We start from the raw sequence: 13,151 nt of genomic DNA on the forward strand, positions 1-13,151 counted from the left end.
TCGCTCAGTAGCGCAGCGGCCACAACCGAGCGCGCTCGCGGAACTTCTGCCAGAGGCGCGCCAGGCCCTCCGGCTCCTTGATCAGGAACACAATGATCAGGGCGCCAAATACCATCTTCTGCAGGTTTTCTATCTGTCCGGCATCGATCAGCCCGGCCGGCAACAAGGCCACCAGGTTCGACAGCAGCACCGGAAACAACACGATGAACGCCGCGCCGAGGAAGTTGCCGAGGATGCTGCCCAGGCCGCCGATAATGATGATAAAGAGGATCTGGAAAGATCGATTCAGGTCAAAACCGTGGGGCTCCACGGTCCCCAGGTAGGTGAAGGCCCAAAGCGCCCCGGCCACCCCGAGAAAGTACCCGCTGATGGCAAACGCCAGCAGCTTTGTCTTGAACAACGCAATGCCCATCACCGCAGCAGCGGTGTCCATGTCACGCACCGCCATCCAGTTACGCCCTAGCTCGCTGCGCACCAGGTTCTTGCCCAGCCAGAACAACGCCACCACCACGCCCAGGGTCAGCAGGTAACGCCCCACCGGCGAGTTCAGATCCACACCAAGAATCTCCAGGCGCGGTGCGCTGATCACCCCCGAAGCACTGTTATTGGAGAACCAGCTGAAGCGGGTCAGCGCCCAGGTCACAAAAAACTGCGCGGCGAGGGTCGACACCAGCAGATAGAAACCCTTGATCCGCTGGCTGGGCAGACCGAATAGCACCGCCACCAGCGCTGCCACTCCCCCGCCCAGGGCCATGCTGAGCAACAACGGCGAGCCCGGCACCCGCAGTTCAAAGTTGTAAGTGGCAAAGGCGCCCACCGCCATGAAGGCCGCCGAGCCCAGCGACAACTGCCCGGCGTAGCCGGTCAGCAGGTTCAGCCCCAACCCGGCCAGTGACAGCACCAGAAACGGAATCAGAATGGCGCTGAACCAATAGTCGTTACCCAGATACGGCACACCGACAAAGGCCAACAGCAGCAAGCCGACCAAGCCGTAACGCTCCTGGCGCAGGCAAAATACCCGGCGGTCCTGGGCATAGCGAGTACTGAACTGACCGGCTTCCTGATAAAACATCACGCCTCTCCTTAAACCCGCTCGATTGCGCGTTCACCAAATAACCCGGCCGGCCGCACCAGCAGGAACAGCAACGCCAGCACATAGGGAAACCAGTTCTCGATACCACCGCCGATGACGGGGCCCAGGTATACCTCGGCCAGCTTCTCCGAGGCGCCGATGATCAACCCGCCGGCAATCGCTCCACTGATCGAGGTAAAGCCGCCGATGATCAGCACCGGCAAGGCCTTGAGCACCACCAGCGACAGCGAAAACTGCACCCCCAGCCGCGCGCCCCAGAGTAGGCCGGCCACCAGACCGACAAACCCGGCCACCGCCCACACCAACACCCAGACCCGTTGCAGACGGATGCCCACGGCCAACGCCGCCAGCGGGTCATCGGCCACAGCACGCAACGACAAACCGATACGGGTTTTGTTAAACAGCAGCGAAAGCGCCAACACCAGCAACGCGGCAGTCACGGCTGCAAAAATGTCGAACGGCGACAGCAGCATGCCGCCCAGTTCCAGGGGCTCGTCACTGATGCCCAGTTCCAGGCCATGTACCTGGGCGCCCCACAGCACTTGGGCGAACCCTTCGATCACGTAGGACAAGCCGAGGGTCGCCATGAACAAGGTGATCGGTGAACGGTTGACCAGCGGGCGCAACACCACCCGCTCCACCGCCACCGCCAGCAGCACCATCGCCGCCAGGCTGATGACAAACGCCAGCCAAAACGCCGCCCCGCGCTCCAGCAGGCTGACAAAGGTCAGCGCCGAAAACAGCACCATCGCACCCTGGGCGAAGTTGAAGACGCCGGACGCCTTGTAGATCAGAACAAAACCGATGGCCACCAGGGCGTACATCACCCCGGCCAACAGCCCGCCGATCAGCACCTCGAAGAAAAATTCCATGAGCCTTCCTGTTTTGCGGGCAAAGAGTCCCCTGCCACCCGATAGCTGGCGGCGCTGTCGACTCGGGGGTTAGTGGCGCGTGCCGAGATAAGCGGCAATCACCTCGGGGTTTTGCCGCACCTCATCGGGCGGGCCGTCGCCGATCTTGAGGCCGTAGTCGAGCACCACAACGTGATCGCTAATGCCCATGACCACGCCAATGTCGTGTTCGATCAACACCACGGTGGTACCCAGCTCACGGTTGATGTCGACGATGAACCGGCTCATCTGCTGCTTCTCTTCGGTGTTCATCCCGGCCATCGGTTCGTCCAGCAACAGCAAGCGCGGTTCGGAGGCCAGGGCACGGGCCAGTTCCACCCGTTTCTGCAAGCCATAGGGCAGCTTGCCGACAAGGGTGTCGCGCCACTGTTGAATGTGCAGAAAATCGATGACCCGTTCGGCCGCCTCCCGCTGGCGGTCGTCTTCGCCCGCAGCGCGGCCGATGCGCAGGGCCTGCTCAATCCAGCTGCTGCGACGCTTGAGGGTGCGTCCGGTGAGCACGTTGTCGAGCACACTCATGCCTTTGAACAAGGCGATGTTCTGAAAGGTGCGGGCAATACCGCGCACCGCCACATCATGCGGGCGCATGCGCCGGTGCTCTTCTCCGGCAAAGCGGATGCGTCCCTGCTGGGCCTGGTACACGCCGTTGATCACATTCAGCAGTGAGCTTTTTCCCGCGCCATTGGGGCCGATCAAGGCGCAAATCTCCCCGGCTGCCACAGCAAAGCTGATGTCGGTCACCGCCTTGACGCCCTTGAACGACAAACCGATGTTTTCCAGCACTAGCAGATGTTCAACCTTTGTCGCCTGTGTCTGTACCATGAATCATGTCCTTGTCAGGCCGGTTGCGTGCTGTCTTCGATCCAGCCGTTGACCAGCGGAGCTGGCCACGGCGCGGGGCGGTGCCACTGTGCCGGATCCGGCCAGGTGCGTACCTCAATAGCCAACGCCTGGAAAAACGCCAGGGTTGGCGGTGCAAGTGCCTCGCCCACCAGCAACGGCGCACGGGTACGAGAAAAGCCGAGGACATCGCGCAACGGCCGGCGGATCAGCCAGTATCCCAGGTGCCGTTGCAGCGCACCGGGGTGCGCCACCAGCGCCCAATCCACCATTCGCCGGCGCCAGCAGCCTGGCTCCGGTAAGCGGGCCAGGACCTGGGCATGCAGGCGCTGGTAGGTTTCCCGGGTGCCGGCCACCAGCGTCGGGCCCAACTCACGACGGTCCTGGTCGCGAGTCGACAGGTTCTCCGGAAAGTTCAGGCGAAAGCCGGCAATCAACCAAGGCGCCAGCAAATAACGCGCTTGACCACCCGCGGCAAACGCTCGCGCCGCCAGGGCTTCGTCCTGCCGCCCCAGCTGCTCGCTGTGCACCAGGCGCCGGCCTTCCAGTAGCAACTCGGCGTGGCTGATGCGCTGCTGCTCGATGCCCTGCACCGCGTCCAAACGATAGAAAGCAAAGGCTGTGCGCTCGGCGCGGGCCTGGGGCTCCAGCCGGTGATCGCTGCCTTGCTGCTGCAGATGTGCGAACGCCAGGGTGTCACAGGCCTGACTCACCTCAGCCAGGCCGCGGCCGTCGGCGTAAATCAGCAGCCTGGGCGCCAGTCCGGCGGCGCGCAGGCGCTGAATCTCCTCATGACCTTCGGCGAACACCCATTCCCTGTGCAGCTCACGCAGCAGCGGCACCTGCGCGGCCGCAGCTTCCAGCGGATCCAACAGCGCGGCCACGCCGCCCAACCACTGTGCCGCCAGGGCAGCGATCAATGCCTCCGGCCGCGGGCGGCTGACAATCACCAAAGTCGCACCAGGCACAAAACCACGCGCCTGCAAGGCCGTGGACAGGCGTTGAACCTCAGTGGCCAGTTGGCGCCAGGTAAGCACCTGCCACACCCCCAGGCGCTTATGGCGCAGGGCGATGCCCGTCCCTTGCTGACGTGCCTGATGTTGCAGCCACTGCGGCAAGGTACCCGCGACGGGTTGCGGGTTATCGATGAATGTCGGCATGACCTTTCCCGTCCCTTACACCAATGCCGCAGCTTTGGTCGCCACAGCCTCGCGCTCCAGCTCACGCACCAGCGGCAACACCTTGCGGCCGAAGTACTCCACCTCCTCCTGAAAGTGCAGGAAGCCACTGAGCACCAGGTCCACGCCCACCGCCTTGAGTGCGACGATGCGTTCGGCAATCTGCTGAGGTGTACCGATCAGGTTGGTCTTGAAACCATCGTTGTACTGCACCAAGTCTTCGAAGGTGGACTTGGCCCAGTTGCCTTCGCCTTCCGGGCTGGAGGCACCGGCGTTCTTCGCCTCGCTGCCGAAACCGTTGACGGCCTCGGGGTCGGCCTTGGCGATAATTTCCTGCAACACCGCGCGGGCCTCGGCCTCGGTTTCACGGGCGATGACAAAGGCGTTCACCCCAACTTTCACCGAGTGGCCATTGATCGCGGCCTTGGCCCGAATGTCATCGACCTGGGCCTTGATGCCTTCGACGCTGTTGCCGTTGGTGAAATACCAATCGGAAACCCGCGAAGCCATATCCCGCGCCGCGCGCGAGCTGCCACCCTGGAAGATTTCCGGGTGCGGCTGCTGCAGTGGCTTGGGTTTGAGGGTGTAGTCATGGAAGCGGTAGAAATCGCCTTGAAAACTGAAGTTGTCCTGGGTCCAGATGCCCTTGAGCGCCTGGATGAATTCTTCCGAGCGACGATAGCGCTCATCGTGATCCAGCCACGGCTCGCCAATGGCGCGGAATTCGCCCTTGAACCAGCCCGACACGATGTTCACCGCAACGCGACCGTTGGTGAACTGGTCGATGGTGGCCAGCTGCTTGGCCGCCAGCACCGGACTCCAGGGCCCAGGCAGGATGGCGGCGATCACCTTGAGCTTCTCGGTGGCGGCCAGCAAGGCATGACTGATGGTCACCGACTCGTGTTGGTTTTCGGCGCCATAACCGGCGGTGAAGCGGATCTGTGACAAGGCGTATTCGAAGCCGGCCTTTTCGGCGATTTGCGCCAGCCTGCGGTTGTAATCGATGTCCCAGCTGGTGCGCTGTTCGATCTTGCTGACCACAAGGCCGCCGCTGACGTTGGGAACCCAGTAGGCAAACTTGATGTTGTCCTGGCTCATTTGCATGTACTCCATTGATTCGTTGAAGTGAGGGTTGACCGGGGACGTCAGGCCGCGCTGGCGTCCGGTTGAATAGTCAGATTGAGGCTCAGGACCGCCGACTCAACAGCGCGCTCGATGCGTTCGAGCACCTGCGGGCTGGTGATCTGGTAATCGGTGAAATCGGCTTCGGCGGCATACACACCGATGGGCAAGCTCAGGGCCTGGAAAAAGCCGAACAACGGGCGCAACTGGTGATCGATGATCAGGGCGTGGCGGTCCGAGCCACCGGTGGCGGCCAGCAACACCGGCACGTTGTTCAACGCCTGGTGATGGACGAAGTCGAACAGGTGCTTGAACAACCCGGTGTACGAGGCGCGGTACACCGGGCTGGCAGCAATCAGCAGGTCGGCCGTTTCAATGGCCTGCAGATCGGCCTCTACCGCAGCGGGTAAGTCTTCACGGCGCAGCACCCCGGCGAACTGCGGGCCGACCTCGGACAACTCGATCAGGTGCAGCTCGATCGGCAGCTGTTGCGCAAGACCGGCGACCAGCGCCTTGAGCAGCACCAGGGTGCGCGTAGGCCGCTGCACGCTCCCGGATACCGCGACCACTTTCAGTGTGTTGCTCATTGCCCGTCCTCGTGGTGGCAGAGGCCACCGCGGCACCTGCACAAGGACTAGAGCAGCAACCGTGCCACTTTATTAACTTAATATAAATCAATGAGTTATAAACTTTTCGTAAAACACCGCAGTGTCGGCCACCGGACAGGCTGTTGATCAACTGTTGCGCTCACAACAGTTGTCTCTCGGCCCCATGCCATGCCGCGCGCCCAGACCGCTGTTGCCGGGCGGTCAGCGCTTCAGCAAGTTGCCCGGCAGGCGACAGCAACCACCCTGGCGAACAGCCCTGCGCGCCCGATTAAACGGCTTTTGCAGCGCCAGGCACGACCTGTGCACTGGCACCAGTACGCAACAGATCGACCACTCTGTTGCTTCTCTTGTCTTCCATAAGGAGCTGCACCATGACCGTCCTGCAACAGCACCTGCCGCACCCCCTCTCCACCGGTACCGACTACCAGGCCCTGGCCGAGCGCTTCCGGCCGATCTTTGCGCGCATCGCCGCCGGCGCGCTGGAGCGCGAGCAAAGCCGCAGCCTGCCCTTTGAACAAGTTAAGTGGCTGAAGGAAGCCGGCTTTGGCGCCGTGCGCGTGCCGGTGCAGTACGGTGGCGCCGGCGCTTCCCTGCCCCAGTTGTTTGAACTGCTGATCGAACTGGCCGAAGCGGACTCCAATCTGCCACAGGCGTTGCGCGGTCACTTTGCCTTTGTCGAAGACCGCCTCAATGCCCAGGCCGACGCACCACAGGACACCTGGTTCAAGCGTTTTGTCGAGGGTGATCTGGTGGGCAATGCCTGGACCGAAATCGGCAGCGTCAAGATCGGCCAGGTCGGCACTCGCGTCTCGCGTCTGGGCGAACACTGGGTGGTCAACGGTACCAAGTACTACAGCACCGGTAGCATCTTCGCCGATTGGATCGACCTCTATGCCCAGCGCGATGACAACGGTGCCGACGTGATTGCCGCCGTCCGCGCGCAACAACCGGGCATCACCCAGAGCGACGATTGGGATGGCTTTGGCCAGCGCACCACCGGTAGCGGCACCTCGGTATTCGAAAACGCCGTGGTGGAGCCCGAAAACCTGCTCGACTTCGCCACCCGCTTCAAGTACCAGACGGCCTTCTATCAATTGGTGCTGTTGGCGGTTCAGACCGGTGCCGGCCGTGCCGCGGTGCACGACATCACGGAAGAAGTGCGCAAGCGCACGCGCATCTTCAGCACCGGCAATGCCAGCCACGTCAGCCAGGACGTCCAGGTGCAGCAAGTGGTGGGCAAGGCATCGGCGCAGGTCTACGCCGCACACGCCACCACCCTGCGCGCGGCGGCCGCCTTGCAGGTGGCGTACGAAAGCCGCTTCGCCCATGACGAAGTCGCCGAACGCGAGGCCAACATCGCCGCCGAACTGGAATCGGCCCAGGCCCAAGTGGTGATCGCCGACCTGGTGCTGCGCGCCACCAGTGACCTGTTCAACGCCCTCAGCGCCTCGGCCACCAGCACCGGCAAGGCCCTCGATCGTCACTGGCGCAACGCCCGCACCGCGGCCTCGCACAACCCCCTCATCTACAAGGAACGCATCATCGGCGACTGGGAAATCAACGGCACCGAACCGCCCTACGTCTGGCAGATCGGCGCTGGATCGAAGTAAGCCGACATCACGCGGGTGCCAGATACCCAAGCACCTGCACCTGATCGGCCAGCGACGAAGCACGGGCCAGCAACGCGTCTGGCCCCTGGCTCGTCGCAGCGGTGACGCGCGCGGGACTGGGCGTCCCCCCCCAGAAGTATGGAAATGCTCGGCCCGGACATGCGCGTATTGGGTGAAAATGACGGATTGCCGCGACTGCCAGACGTGACCTATCACTTGTGAATTCGCCCGAACACCGTAAACCCGCTAGTGCGTCGGGCGTATGAGTTGATTAAAAGCAGTCAAGGGAACTGATGCCCCGGTTCAGTTGCCCGCACCGCCGTGGGCTTCTTCAAAGAAGTAGTCCTTCCAGCTGGCCGCCTTGTTTTTCAGTACACCTACTCCTGCAATTTTTCGGCATAGATGAAGGTGCGCTGTGGCACGACGGTAAAGTCGATTTCGGGGTCTGCGACGATTTTCTCAACCAGCGGCAAGGCCAGCTTCGACTGCTCCACCCGGATATAGCTCTGGGCTGCCGCGGGCTTGTCGGCCTTGATTATTTTTTCGGCCTCGGCCAGCGCGTCGTAGAACGCCTTGTAGGTTTTCGGGTTTTCGTCGTGGAATTTTTCAGTGGTGTACAGCACGTTAAACGTGGCCTGCCCGCCGAGTACGTCGTAGGAGCTCAGTACCTTGTGCACGTTGGGATTCTGCAGTTCCTGGTACTGGAACGGCGGACTGCAAAAATGTGAATTGATCTCTGAACCGCCAGCAATCAGCGCCTCTGTTGCATCCGGGTGTGCAAGGCTGATCGAGACGAGATTCAAATCCTTTCAACCTGCGATAAACACGTCGGCCGGGATCAGGGGGGAGATGCCTACACCTACGGGCCTCAAGAACGGGTATAGAGGCAGCTTCCGCAGGAAGCGCCGGAACGAAAACAGGTTGTGATCTCTCTTCGACGCTGCCCAACAAACTACACGCAAACAAAAACGCCGCTCAGTGAGCGGCGTTTTTGCGTTTTTGGAGAAGGAAACGAGACTCGCATCTGGCGTCCGACCCATTGAAATCTAAGGGGTTTGGTTTATTCCTGAAGTAGGAATGGACTTGATTCTGGACTTGTTTTCAGGGTGTATCAAGAGCAAAAAAGGAGTTAATCCACGCCACGCTATTGGATTCTACCTATAGCCAAATGACGATTTTGGCGGCTACAAAGTCAGCCTTGCACTCGGCGTCATCGAGATTGGCTGCATATGCTAAGCGCAAGTTCTTCGACCTGTAATCTAAAAATCCTTAGCCGCTATGCGGCAAGCTCGACGTAGCTAGACTCCCCTCCTCCAGTCGCACCCGACAACCAACCCCATACGAAGGTCAGAGTGGTACGCCCAGCGTGATCAACGCCTACGGTGCCACGAGACCAGCCGGCAAGAATCTCGCCATCCGTAGTTAAACACTGATAAAGAAGCTCAATGGTATCGGGGCCTGTCGCGCGCCCGACTTGATTACCCATGCGAATTCGGCCGCCTTGGTAAGTGCCCGAAATGGCATTTTCCTCGACATGGTAGTGAAATACTGTACCTGCACCGGATAGTCCGTGGGCGTTGTCCGCTACCGTAAATCGGCGATTGTTCAGACGATCGCTGATTTGTGAAAAGGGAGTTTCCATAAATGACGAGTCCTTTAGTCGATATGTTCCATTCCAGCCTGATTATCTTAAGCCATTTTGTCGCGACTGATCTGATGAAGGCACTGCTTTGGCTATCTCTGGAGCTTCGAACTCACGACGATAAAAAGCAAGATGGATTCACCGCCCGCTTACAAACAGCTAGCAGAGATCGCTCGCCAAACGCGGCCTCCCCCATAATTCACCGCCCCACCTCTAATGCTATAAACCCGAATCCTATTTCGCCGTAATCACCGACAACTTGGTAATCCCCGCCCGCTCGATCGAGGCCATCGCCCGCGCCACTTCGCCATAATTCACCCCGTTGTCGGCTTGCAATTGCACGCGAACGTCAGGTTTTTTCGCTTTGGCGGCTTGCAGGTTGAACTCGAGCAGATTCGGCTGGATTTCGTCCTTGTTGATGAACACCTTGCCCTTGTCGTCGATGCTCACCACCAGCGGATCTTTCTGTTCCACCGGCGCCACCGCTTCGGTCTTCGGCAGGTTGATCGGGATCGCGTTAGTCAGTAGCGGCGCGGTGACGATGAACACCACCAGTAACACCAACATGACATCCACCAATGGCGTGACGTTAATCTCGCTGAGCACTTCATCGCTGTCTTGTGTGGAGAAGGCCATTTCAGGAGGCCTCCTTGACTTTCTGCCCGGCGACGGTGGCGCCGGACTTGCTCAGCACCGGGTGCAGCAGCACGCGGAATGAATGTTTCTGCGCCAGGTTATAGAAGTCGTGGGCGAAGTCATCCAGGTCCGCGGAGGTCAGTTTCAAACGACGCAGGAAGTAGTTGTAAACCAGCACCGCCGGCACCGCGACAGCGATCCCCACACCGGTGGCGACGAGTGCGGCACCAATCGGTCCGGCCACGGTTTCCAGGCTCGCCGAGCCCGCCGCACTGATGCCTTTCAAGGCCGACATGATGCCCCAAACGGTCCCGAAAAGACCGATAAAGGGCGAGGTGCTGCCAATGCTGGCGAGGATCGCCAGGCCCGTTTCCAGCGAGCGCCGTTCACGCACGATCTGCTGACGCAAGGCACGCTCGAGACGGTCCTGGTGATTGATCGACTGGCTGAGGTCGGTGTTTTGGTGGTCACTGACCTGAATCGCCGCATAACCGGCCAGCGCCACACGGGCCGCAGCACCAGGCAGGCTGTTGGCGAATTCGGCGGCCGAGTCAAGGCTCGACGCGGCCCAGAACTGCTTGTGGAATTTTCGATCCTGCGTCTTGAGTCGGGTGAACTGCACGCCCTTTAACAAGGCCAGGCCCCAGGTCGCAACGGAGAAAAGGATTAATAGCCAGATGACGGTGTGTTCGATGGATTCGAAGGGGGATGCGATCAGGTTCATGGTCAGGCTCTCCAACTAGGCATTAAATCGGTTGTAGCGATGCGCCTTTGGTCAGGTGGCCCGCGGTGTCTGTCTATAGGATTGAATTACTTTATTTTGAAGTCGATGGGCACGCTGACCCAGCCGTCCTGGGCGACATCGCCCTGCTTGGCCGGGACGAAGCTCCAGCGCTTGACCGCAGCCAGTGCGGCGTCGTCGAGTTGATCGCGGCCACTGCTTTTCTGGATCTGGATCTCACCGGGCTTGCCGCTGGCCAATACATGCACCCGCAACATCACCGTACCTTCCCAGCCGCGACGCATCGCCAGCGACGGGTATTCCGGTGCCGGGTTCTTCAAGTAACCCGCGCTGGCCGACGCCGGAGTCACCGGTTTCGGTGCCGGGGGTGCCGCTGGCGCAGGCGCGGCGACTGGTTGTGGCGGTGCTGGCGGTGCGGGTGGCTGCTCCACAGGTTTGGCCACGGGTTTGGGAATCGGTTTAACCAAAGGCTTGGGCTTTGGAATCGGTTTCGGAGGTGGAGGCTTCACGGCCAGCTCATCTTCAACCGGTGGTGGCGGTTCGACCACTGGCTGCGGAATCGGCTGGGGCGGTGGTGGCTCCACCACCGGTGGCGCTGGCTGCGAGAACTCAATGGTCATCGGCGGGATCTCCGGCGGCACCACGGGCAGTGCCGGCGGTGGGTTCTGGTTGACCCAGACAATCACCGCGCCGTGCAACACCAAGGCAAACACCCCGAGCAAGACTCCTTCACGGCGACTCAACACCCGTTTGGGCGTGCTGTGCAGCCGCGACAGCGCCAGGGGTTCCCGGAGGACCCGGCCAAGGTCGAGCAGTTCGCCGCGGGATGCCGGGTGTCGGAACACCTCGAAGGCCTTGGTGGCGCTCTGGACATTGCCCATTTATTTACTCCTGTAAGCCTTTGGATTGAACATGCACCGGCACCGGATTACCGCGCTGGCACCGATTGAGTCACCGTCAAAGGCGTCAGGAAAAACACCTCAGAGTCCGTCAACTTCTCCACGTCGACGCGATGCGGAAAGATCTTCTTTTCCACGAACAAATCGTCGACTTGCTGCAACGCCTGCACATCCCGCGGCTCCACCGGCAACAGCGACTCGTCGCCCCAACTGCGCAGCCGCTGCGAGACTTCGAGGGGGATATCGTTGACCTTGGCGAAGACCCGGGCGTACTCGTCGGGGTTCGCTCGGGCCCATTCGAAGGCCTTGGCGAAACGCTGTAACACGTCGCTGAGCGCCTTGCGTTTGAGCGGGTCGGTCAGCACTTCATCGGAGGCGGTGATGAACGTCAGGCCAGTGTTGATCCCCTCGCCGCTGATCAACACCCGGGCGCCCTGCTGCTCGGCAAATGCCTGATAGATACCGAAGGTGGCCCAGGCTTCGATCTTGCCGGCGTTGAACGCGGACAAGGCGTCGGTCGGCAGGACGAAACCGACGTTGACGTCTTTCTCATCGACCCCGGCATTGGCCAGTGCGCGAATCAACAGGTACTGGGAAATGCTGCCGCGGGCCGACGACACCACGACGTTGCGGCCTTTCAAATCCGCAACGCTATGAATGGGCGAATCGGCTGGAACCAGGATCGCAATGCCTCGTGATTGGCTGCGCCGTACCGCGACGATGCGCAAGGGTGTGCCACCGGTTGCAGCGGCGAGCACCGGGGTATCACCGGCCGGCCCAAGATCTACCGCGCCAGCGCGCAAAGCTTCAAACAATGGCGCGGCGCCCTGAAAATTGGCCCACTCAACCTTGTAGTCAATGCCCTCAAAGGCATTCGCCGCCTCGACCACCGTGCGCAGGCCATTGGCCTGATCGCCCAGCACCAGCGTGACGCCGGACAAATCTGACTGGGCAGTGGATGGGGCTTTGGTCTCGACGGCATCGCCGCAGCCGCTGAGCAGCAACGCCGCGCCAGACAGCATCAATATCGCCGATATCCAGACACGTATTGGCATAACGCAACCTCCCTGTTTCAAATGATCAACCATGGGCAAACCGTCGGACCGTGTTGTTCGTGAGCTGACGTTCAGCCACGGCAACGGTTTCCACTTCAACCCCCAACAAACTCAGCAAGCGCACACGGATTTCCTGAAACCCTTCCTGACCGGTGTCTCGAGCTCGCGGCAGATCGATCGACAATTGTTCGGCGATCTTGCCGTTGGCCAGCACGATCACCCGATCGGCCAGCAGGATGGCCTCGTCCACGTCATGGGTGACCAGCAGCACCGCCGGGTTGTGTTTGCGCCACAACTCGATGATCAGCCGATGCATGCGAATCCGGGTCAGTGCGTCGAGCGCGGCGAAGGGTTCGTCTAGCAGCAACAGCTTGGGTTCGCGCACCAGCCCACGGGCCAGTGCCACGCGTTGCGCTTCGCCACCGGAGAGCGTGGCCGGGTAAGCTTCAAGCCTATGGGCCAGGCCCACTTCCGTCAGCGCCTGCACCGCACGAGCCTTGGCGTCCGGGGTGTGCAGACCGAGAATCACGTTCTTCCAGGCGCGCTTCCACGGCATCAATCGGGGCTCTTGAAACACTGCGGCCCGTGCCTTGGGCACCAGCAGCTGACCGCTGTCGATACTGTCCAGTCCGGCCAGGCTACGTAGCAAGGTGGTCTTGCCCGAACCGCTGGCCCCGAGCAGCGCGACGAATTCGCCCGGTGCGATATCCAGGTCCAGGCCATCGATGACCCGCTGCTGGCCAAATTGGCGCACCACATTACGCAGTTGTACCGGTGCTTCTGACTGCAGTTTTTTTGCGGCGATAGTCGACATG

13 protein-coding genes and 2 pseudogenes are annotated in these 13,151 nt (G+C 61.1%); 2 read left to right on the forward strand and 13 right to left on the reverse strand.

Translation table 11 applies throughout. The features are described from left to right. Nucleotides 1-4 precede the first annotated feature (4 nt). The 6 genes from IB250_RS15295 to msuE all read right to left on the reverse strand — a co-directional run bounded on the left by IB250_RS15295 (nt 5) and on the right by msuE (nt 5,731). On the reverse strand, nt 5-1,072 hold the full coding sequence (locus tag IB250_RS15295; protein WP_192344716.1) for a branched-chain amino acid ABC transporter permease: 1,068 nt from the start codon (nt 1,070-1,072) through the stop codon (nt 5-7). Between the two features lie 11 nt (nt 1,073-1,083). Beyond that, the gene (locus IB250_RS15300; protein ID WP_192344717.1) at nt 1,084-1,965 is read right to left on the reverse strand and encodes a branched-chain amino acid ABC transporter permease; all 882 of its coding nucleotides are present in this window, start codon (nt 1,963-1,965) and stop codon (nt 1,084-1,086) included. 69 nt (nt 1,966-2,034) lie between these two features. Next, entirely contained in the window at nt 2,035-2,826 is a 792-nt protein-coding gene (locus IB250_RS15305; protein WP_192344718.1) for an ABC transporter ATP-binding protein, read from the reverse strand. Between the two features lie 14 nt (nt 2,827-2,840). Then, a complete protein-coding gene (locus tag IB250_RS15310; RefSeq protein WP_192344719.1) occupies nt 2,841-4,004 on the reverse strand; it encodes an AMP-binding protein in 1,164 nt (387 codons plus the stop codon). A gap of 15 nt (nt 4,005-4,019) precedes the next feature. Beyond that, entirely contained in the window at nt 4,020-5,120 is a 1,101-nt protein-coding gene (gene sfnG / locus IB250_RS15315; RefSeq protein ID WP_192344720.1) for a dimethylsulfone monooxygenase SfnG, read from the reverse strand. 47 nt (nt 5,121-5,167) lie between these two features. After that, the gene (gene msuE, locus IB250_RS15320; protein WP_192344721.1) at nt 5,168-5,731 is read right to left on the reverse strand and encodes an FMN reductase; all 564 of its coding nucleotides are present in this window, start codon (nt 5,729-5,731) and stop codon (nt 5,168-5,170) included. Nucleotides 5,732-6,123: 392 nt separating this feature from the next. Between msuE and IB250_RS15325 the strand changes: the two genes are divergently transcribed. Then, entirely contained in the window at nt 6,124-7,362 is a 1,239-nt protein-coding gene (locus IB250_RS15325) for an acyl-CoA dehydrogenase family protein (RefSeq protein WP_192344722.1), read from the forward strand. Nucleotides 7,363-7,427: 65 nt separating this feature from the next. Continuing rightward, a pseudogene (locus tag IB250_RS15330) lies at nt 7,428-7,656 on the forward strand (LysR family transcriptional regulator); the annotation flags it as partial. A 9-nt stretch (nt 7,657-7,665) separates the two neighbouring features. On the opposite strand, the pseudogene IB250_RS15335 reads toward IB250_RS15330, so the two are convergent. From IB250_RS15335 to IB250_RS15365, 7 genes and pseudogenes are all read right to left on the reverse strand, one after another. Continuing rightward, a pseudogene (locus tag IB250_RS15335) lies at nt 7,666-8,153 on the reverse strand (sulfonate ABC transporter substrate-binding protein); the annotation flags it as partial. A 485-nt stretch (nt 8,154-8,638) separates the two neighbouring features. Continuing rightward, nucleotides 8,639-9,004, reverse strand: a complete 366-nt coding sequence (locus IB250_RS15340) for a hypothetical protein (RefSeq protein WP_192344723.1) — start codon at nt 9,002-9,004, stop codon at nt 8,639-8,641. Nucleotides 9,005-9,238: 234 nt separating this feature from the next. Continuing rightward, entirely contained in the window at nt 9,239-9,640 is a 402-nt protein-coding gene (locus IB250_RS15345; protein WP_192344724.1) for an ExbD/TolR family protein, read from the reverse strand. 1 nt (nt 9,641) lies between these two features. Beyond that, nucleotides 9,642-10,364 (reverse strand): MotA/TolQ/ExbB proton channel family protein, encoded by a 723-nt coding sequence (locus IB250_RS15350; RefSeq protein ID WP_192344725.1) that lies wholly within the window; start codon nt 10,362-10,364, stop codon nt 9,642-9,644. 86 nt (nt 10,365-10,450) lie between these two features. After that, nucleotides 10,451-11,263 carry an energy transducer TonB gene (locus IB250_RS15355; RefSeq protein ID WP_192344726.1) on the reverse strand — a complete coding sequence of 271 codons (813 nt, stop codon included), beginning with the start codon at nt 11,261-11,263 and terminating at the stop codon, nt 10,451-10,453. 47 nt (nt 11,264-11,310) lie between these two features. Further along, nucleotides 11,311-12,336, reverse strand: coding sequence for an ABC transporter substrate-binding protein (locus IB250_RS15360; RefSeq protein WP_192344727.1), 1,026 nt, complete (start codon nt 12,334-12,336; stop codon nt 11,311-11,313). 25 nt (nt 12,337-12,361) lie between these two features. Continuing rightward, nucleotides 12,362-13,150, reverse strand: a complete 789-nt coding sequence (locus tag IB250_RS15365; protein WP_192344728.1) for an ABC transporter ATP-binding protein — start codon at nt 13,148-13,150, stop codon at nt 12,362-12,364. Between the last annotated feature and the right edge of the window lies 1 nt (nt 13,151).

Source organism: Pseudomonas sp. PDM09 (assembly GCF_014852305.1).
GTDB lineage: Bacteria > Pseudomonadota > Gammaproteobacteria > Pseudomonadales > Pseudomonadaceae > Aquipseudomonas.

Bases quoted from the DNA above. Each gene is read 5' to 3' on its own strand.
- IB250_RS15295 (WP_192344716.1), bottom strand. From the start codon at position 1,072: ATGTTTTATCAGGAAGCCGGTCAGTTCAGTACTCGCTATGCCCAGGAC.
- IB250_RS15300 (WP_192344717.1), bottom strand. From the start codon at position 1,965: ATGGAATTTTTCTTCGAGGTGCTGATCGGCGGGCTGTTGGCCGGGGTG.
- IB250_RS15305 (WP_192344718.1), bottom strand. From the start codon at position 2,826: ATGGTACAGACACAGGCGACAAAGGTTGAACATCTGCTAGTGCTGGAA.
- IB250_RS15310 (WP_192344719.1), bottom strand. From the start codon at position 4,004: ATGCCGACATTCATCGATAACCCGCAACCCGTCGCGGGTACCTTGCCG.
- sfnG (WP_192344720.1), bottom strand. From the start codon at position 5,120: ATGAGCCAGGACAACATCAAGTTTGCCTACTGGGTTCCCAACGTCAGC.
- msuE (WP_192344721.1), bottom strand. From the start codon at position 5,731: ATGAGCAACACACTGAAAGTGGTCGCGGTATCCGGGAGCGTGCAGCGG.
- IB250_RS15325 (WP_192344722.1), top strand. From the start codon at position 6,124: ATGACCGTCCTGCAACAGCACCTGCCGCACCCCCTCTCCACCGGTACC.
- IB250_RS15340 (WP_192344723.1), bottom strand. From the start codon at position 9,004: ATGGAAACTCCCTTTTCACAAATCAGCGATCGTCTGAACAATCGCCGA.
- IB250_RS15345 (WP_192344724.1), bottom strand. From the start codon at position 9,640: ATGGCCTTCTCCACACAAGACAGCGATGAAGTGCTCAGCGAGATTAAC.
- IB250_RS15350 (WP_192344725.1), bottom strand. From the start codon at position 10,364: ATGAACCTGATCGCATCCCCCTTCGAATCCATCGAACACACCGTCATC.
- IB250_RS15355 (WP_192344726.1), bottom strand. From the start codon at position 11,263: ATGGGCAATGTCCAGAGCGCCACCAAGGCCTTCGAGGTGTTCCGACAC.
- IB250_RS15360 (WP_192344727.1), bottom strand. From the start codon at position 12,336: ATGCCAATACGTGTCTGGATATCGGCGATATTGATGCTGTCTGGCGCG.
- IB250_RS15365 (WP_192344728.1), bottom strand. From the start codon at position 13,150: ATGTCGACTATCGCCGCAAAAAAACTGCAGTCAGAAGCACCGGTACAA.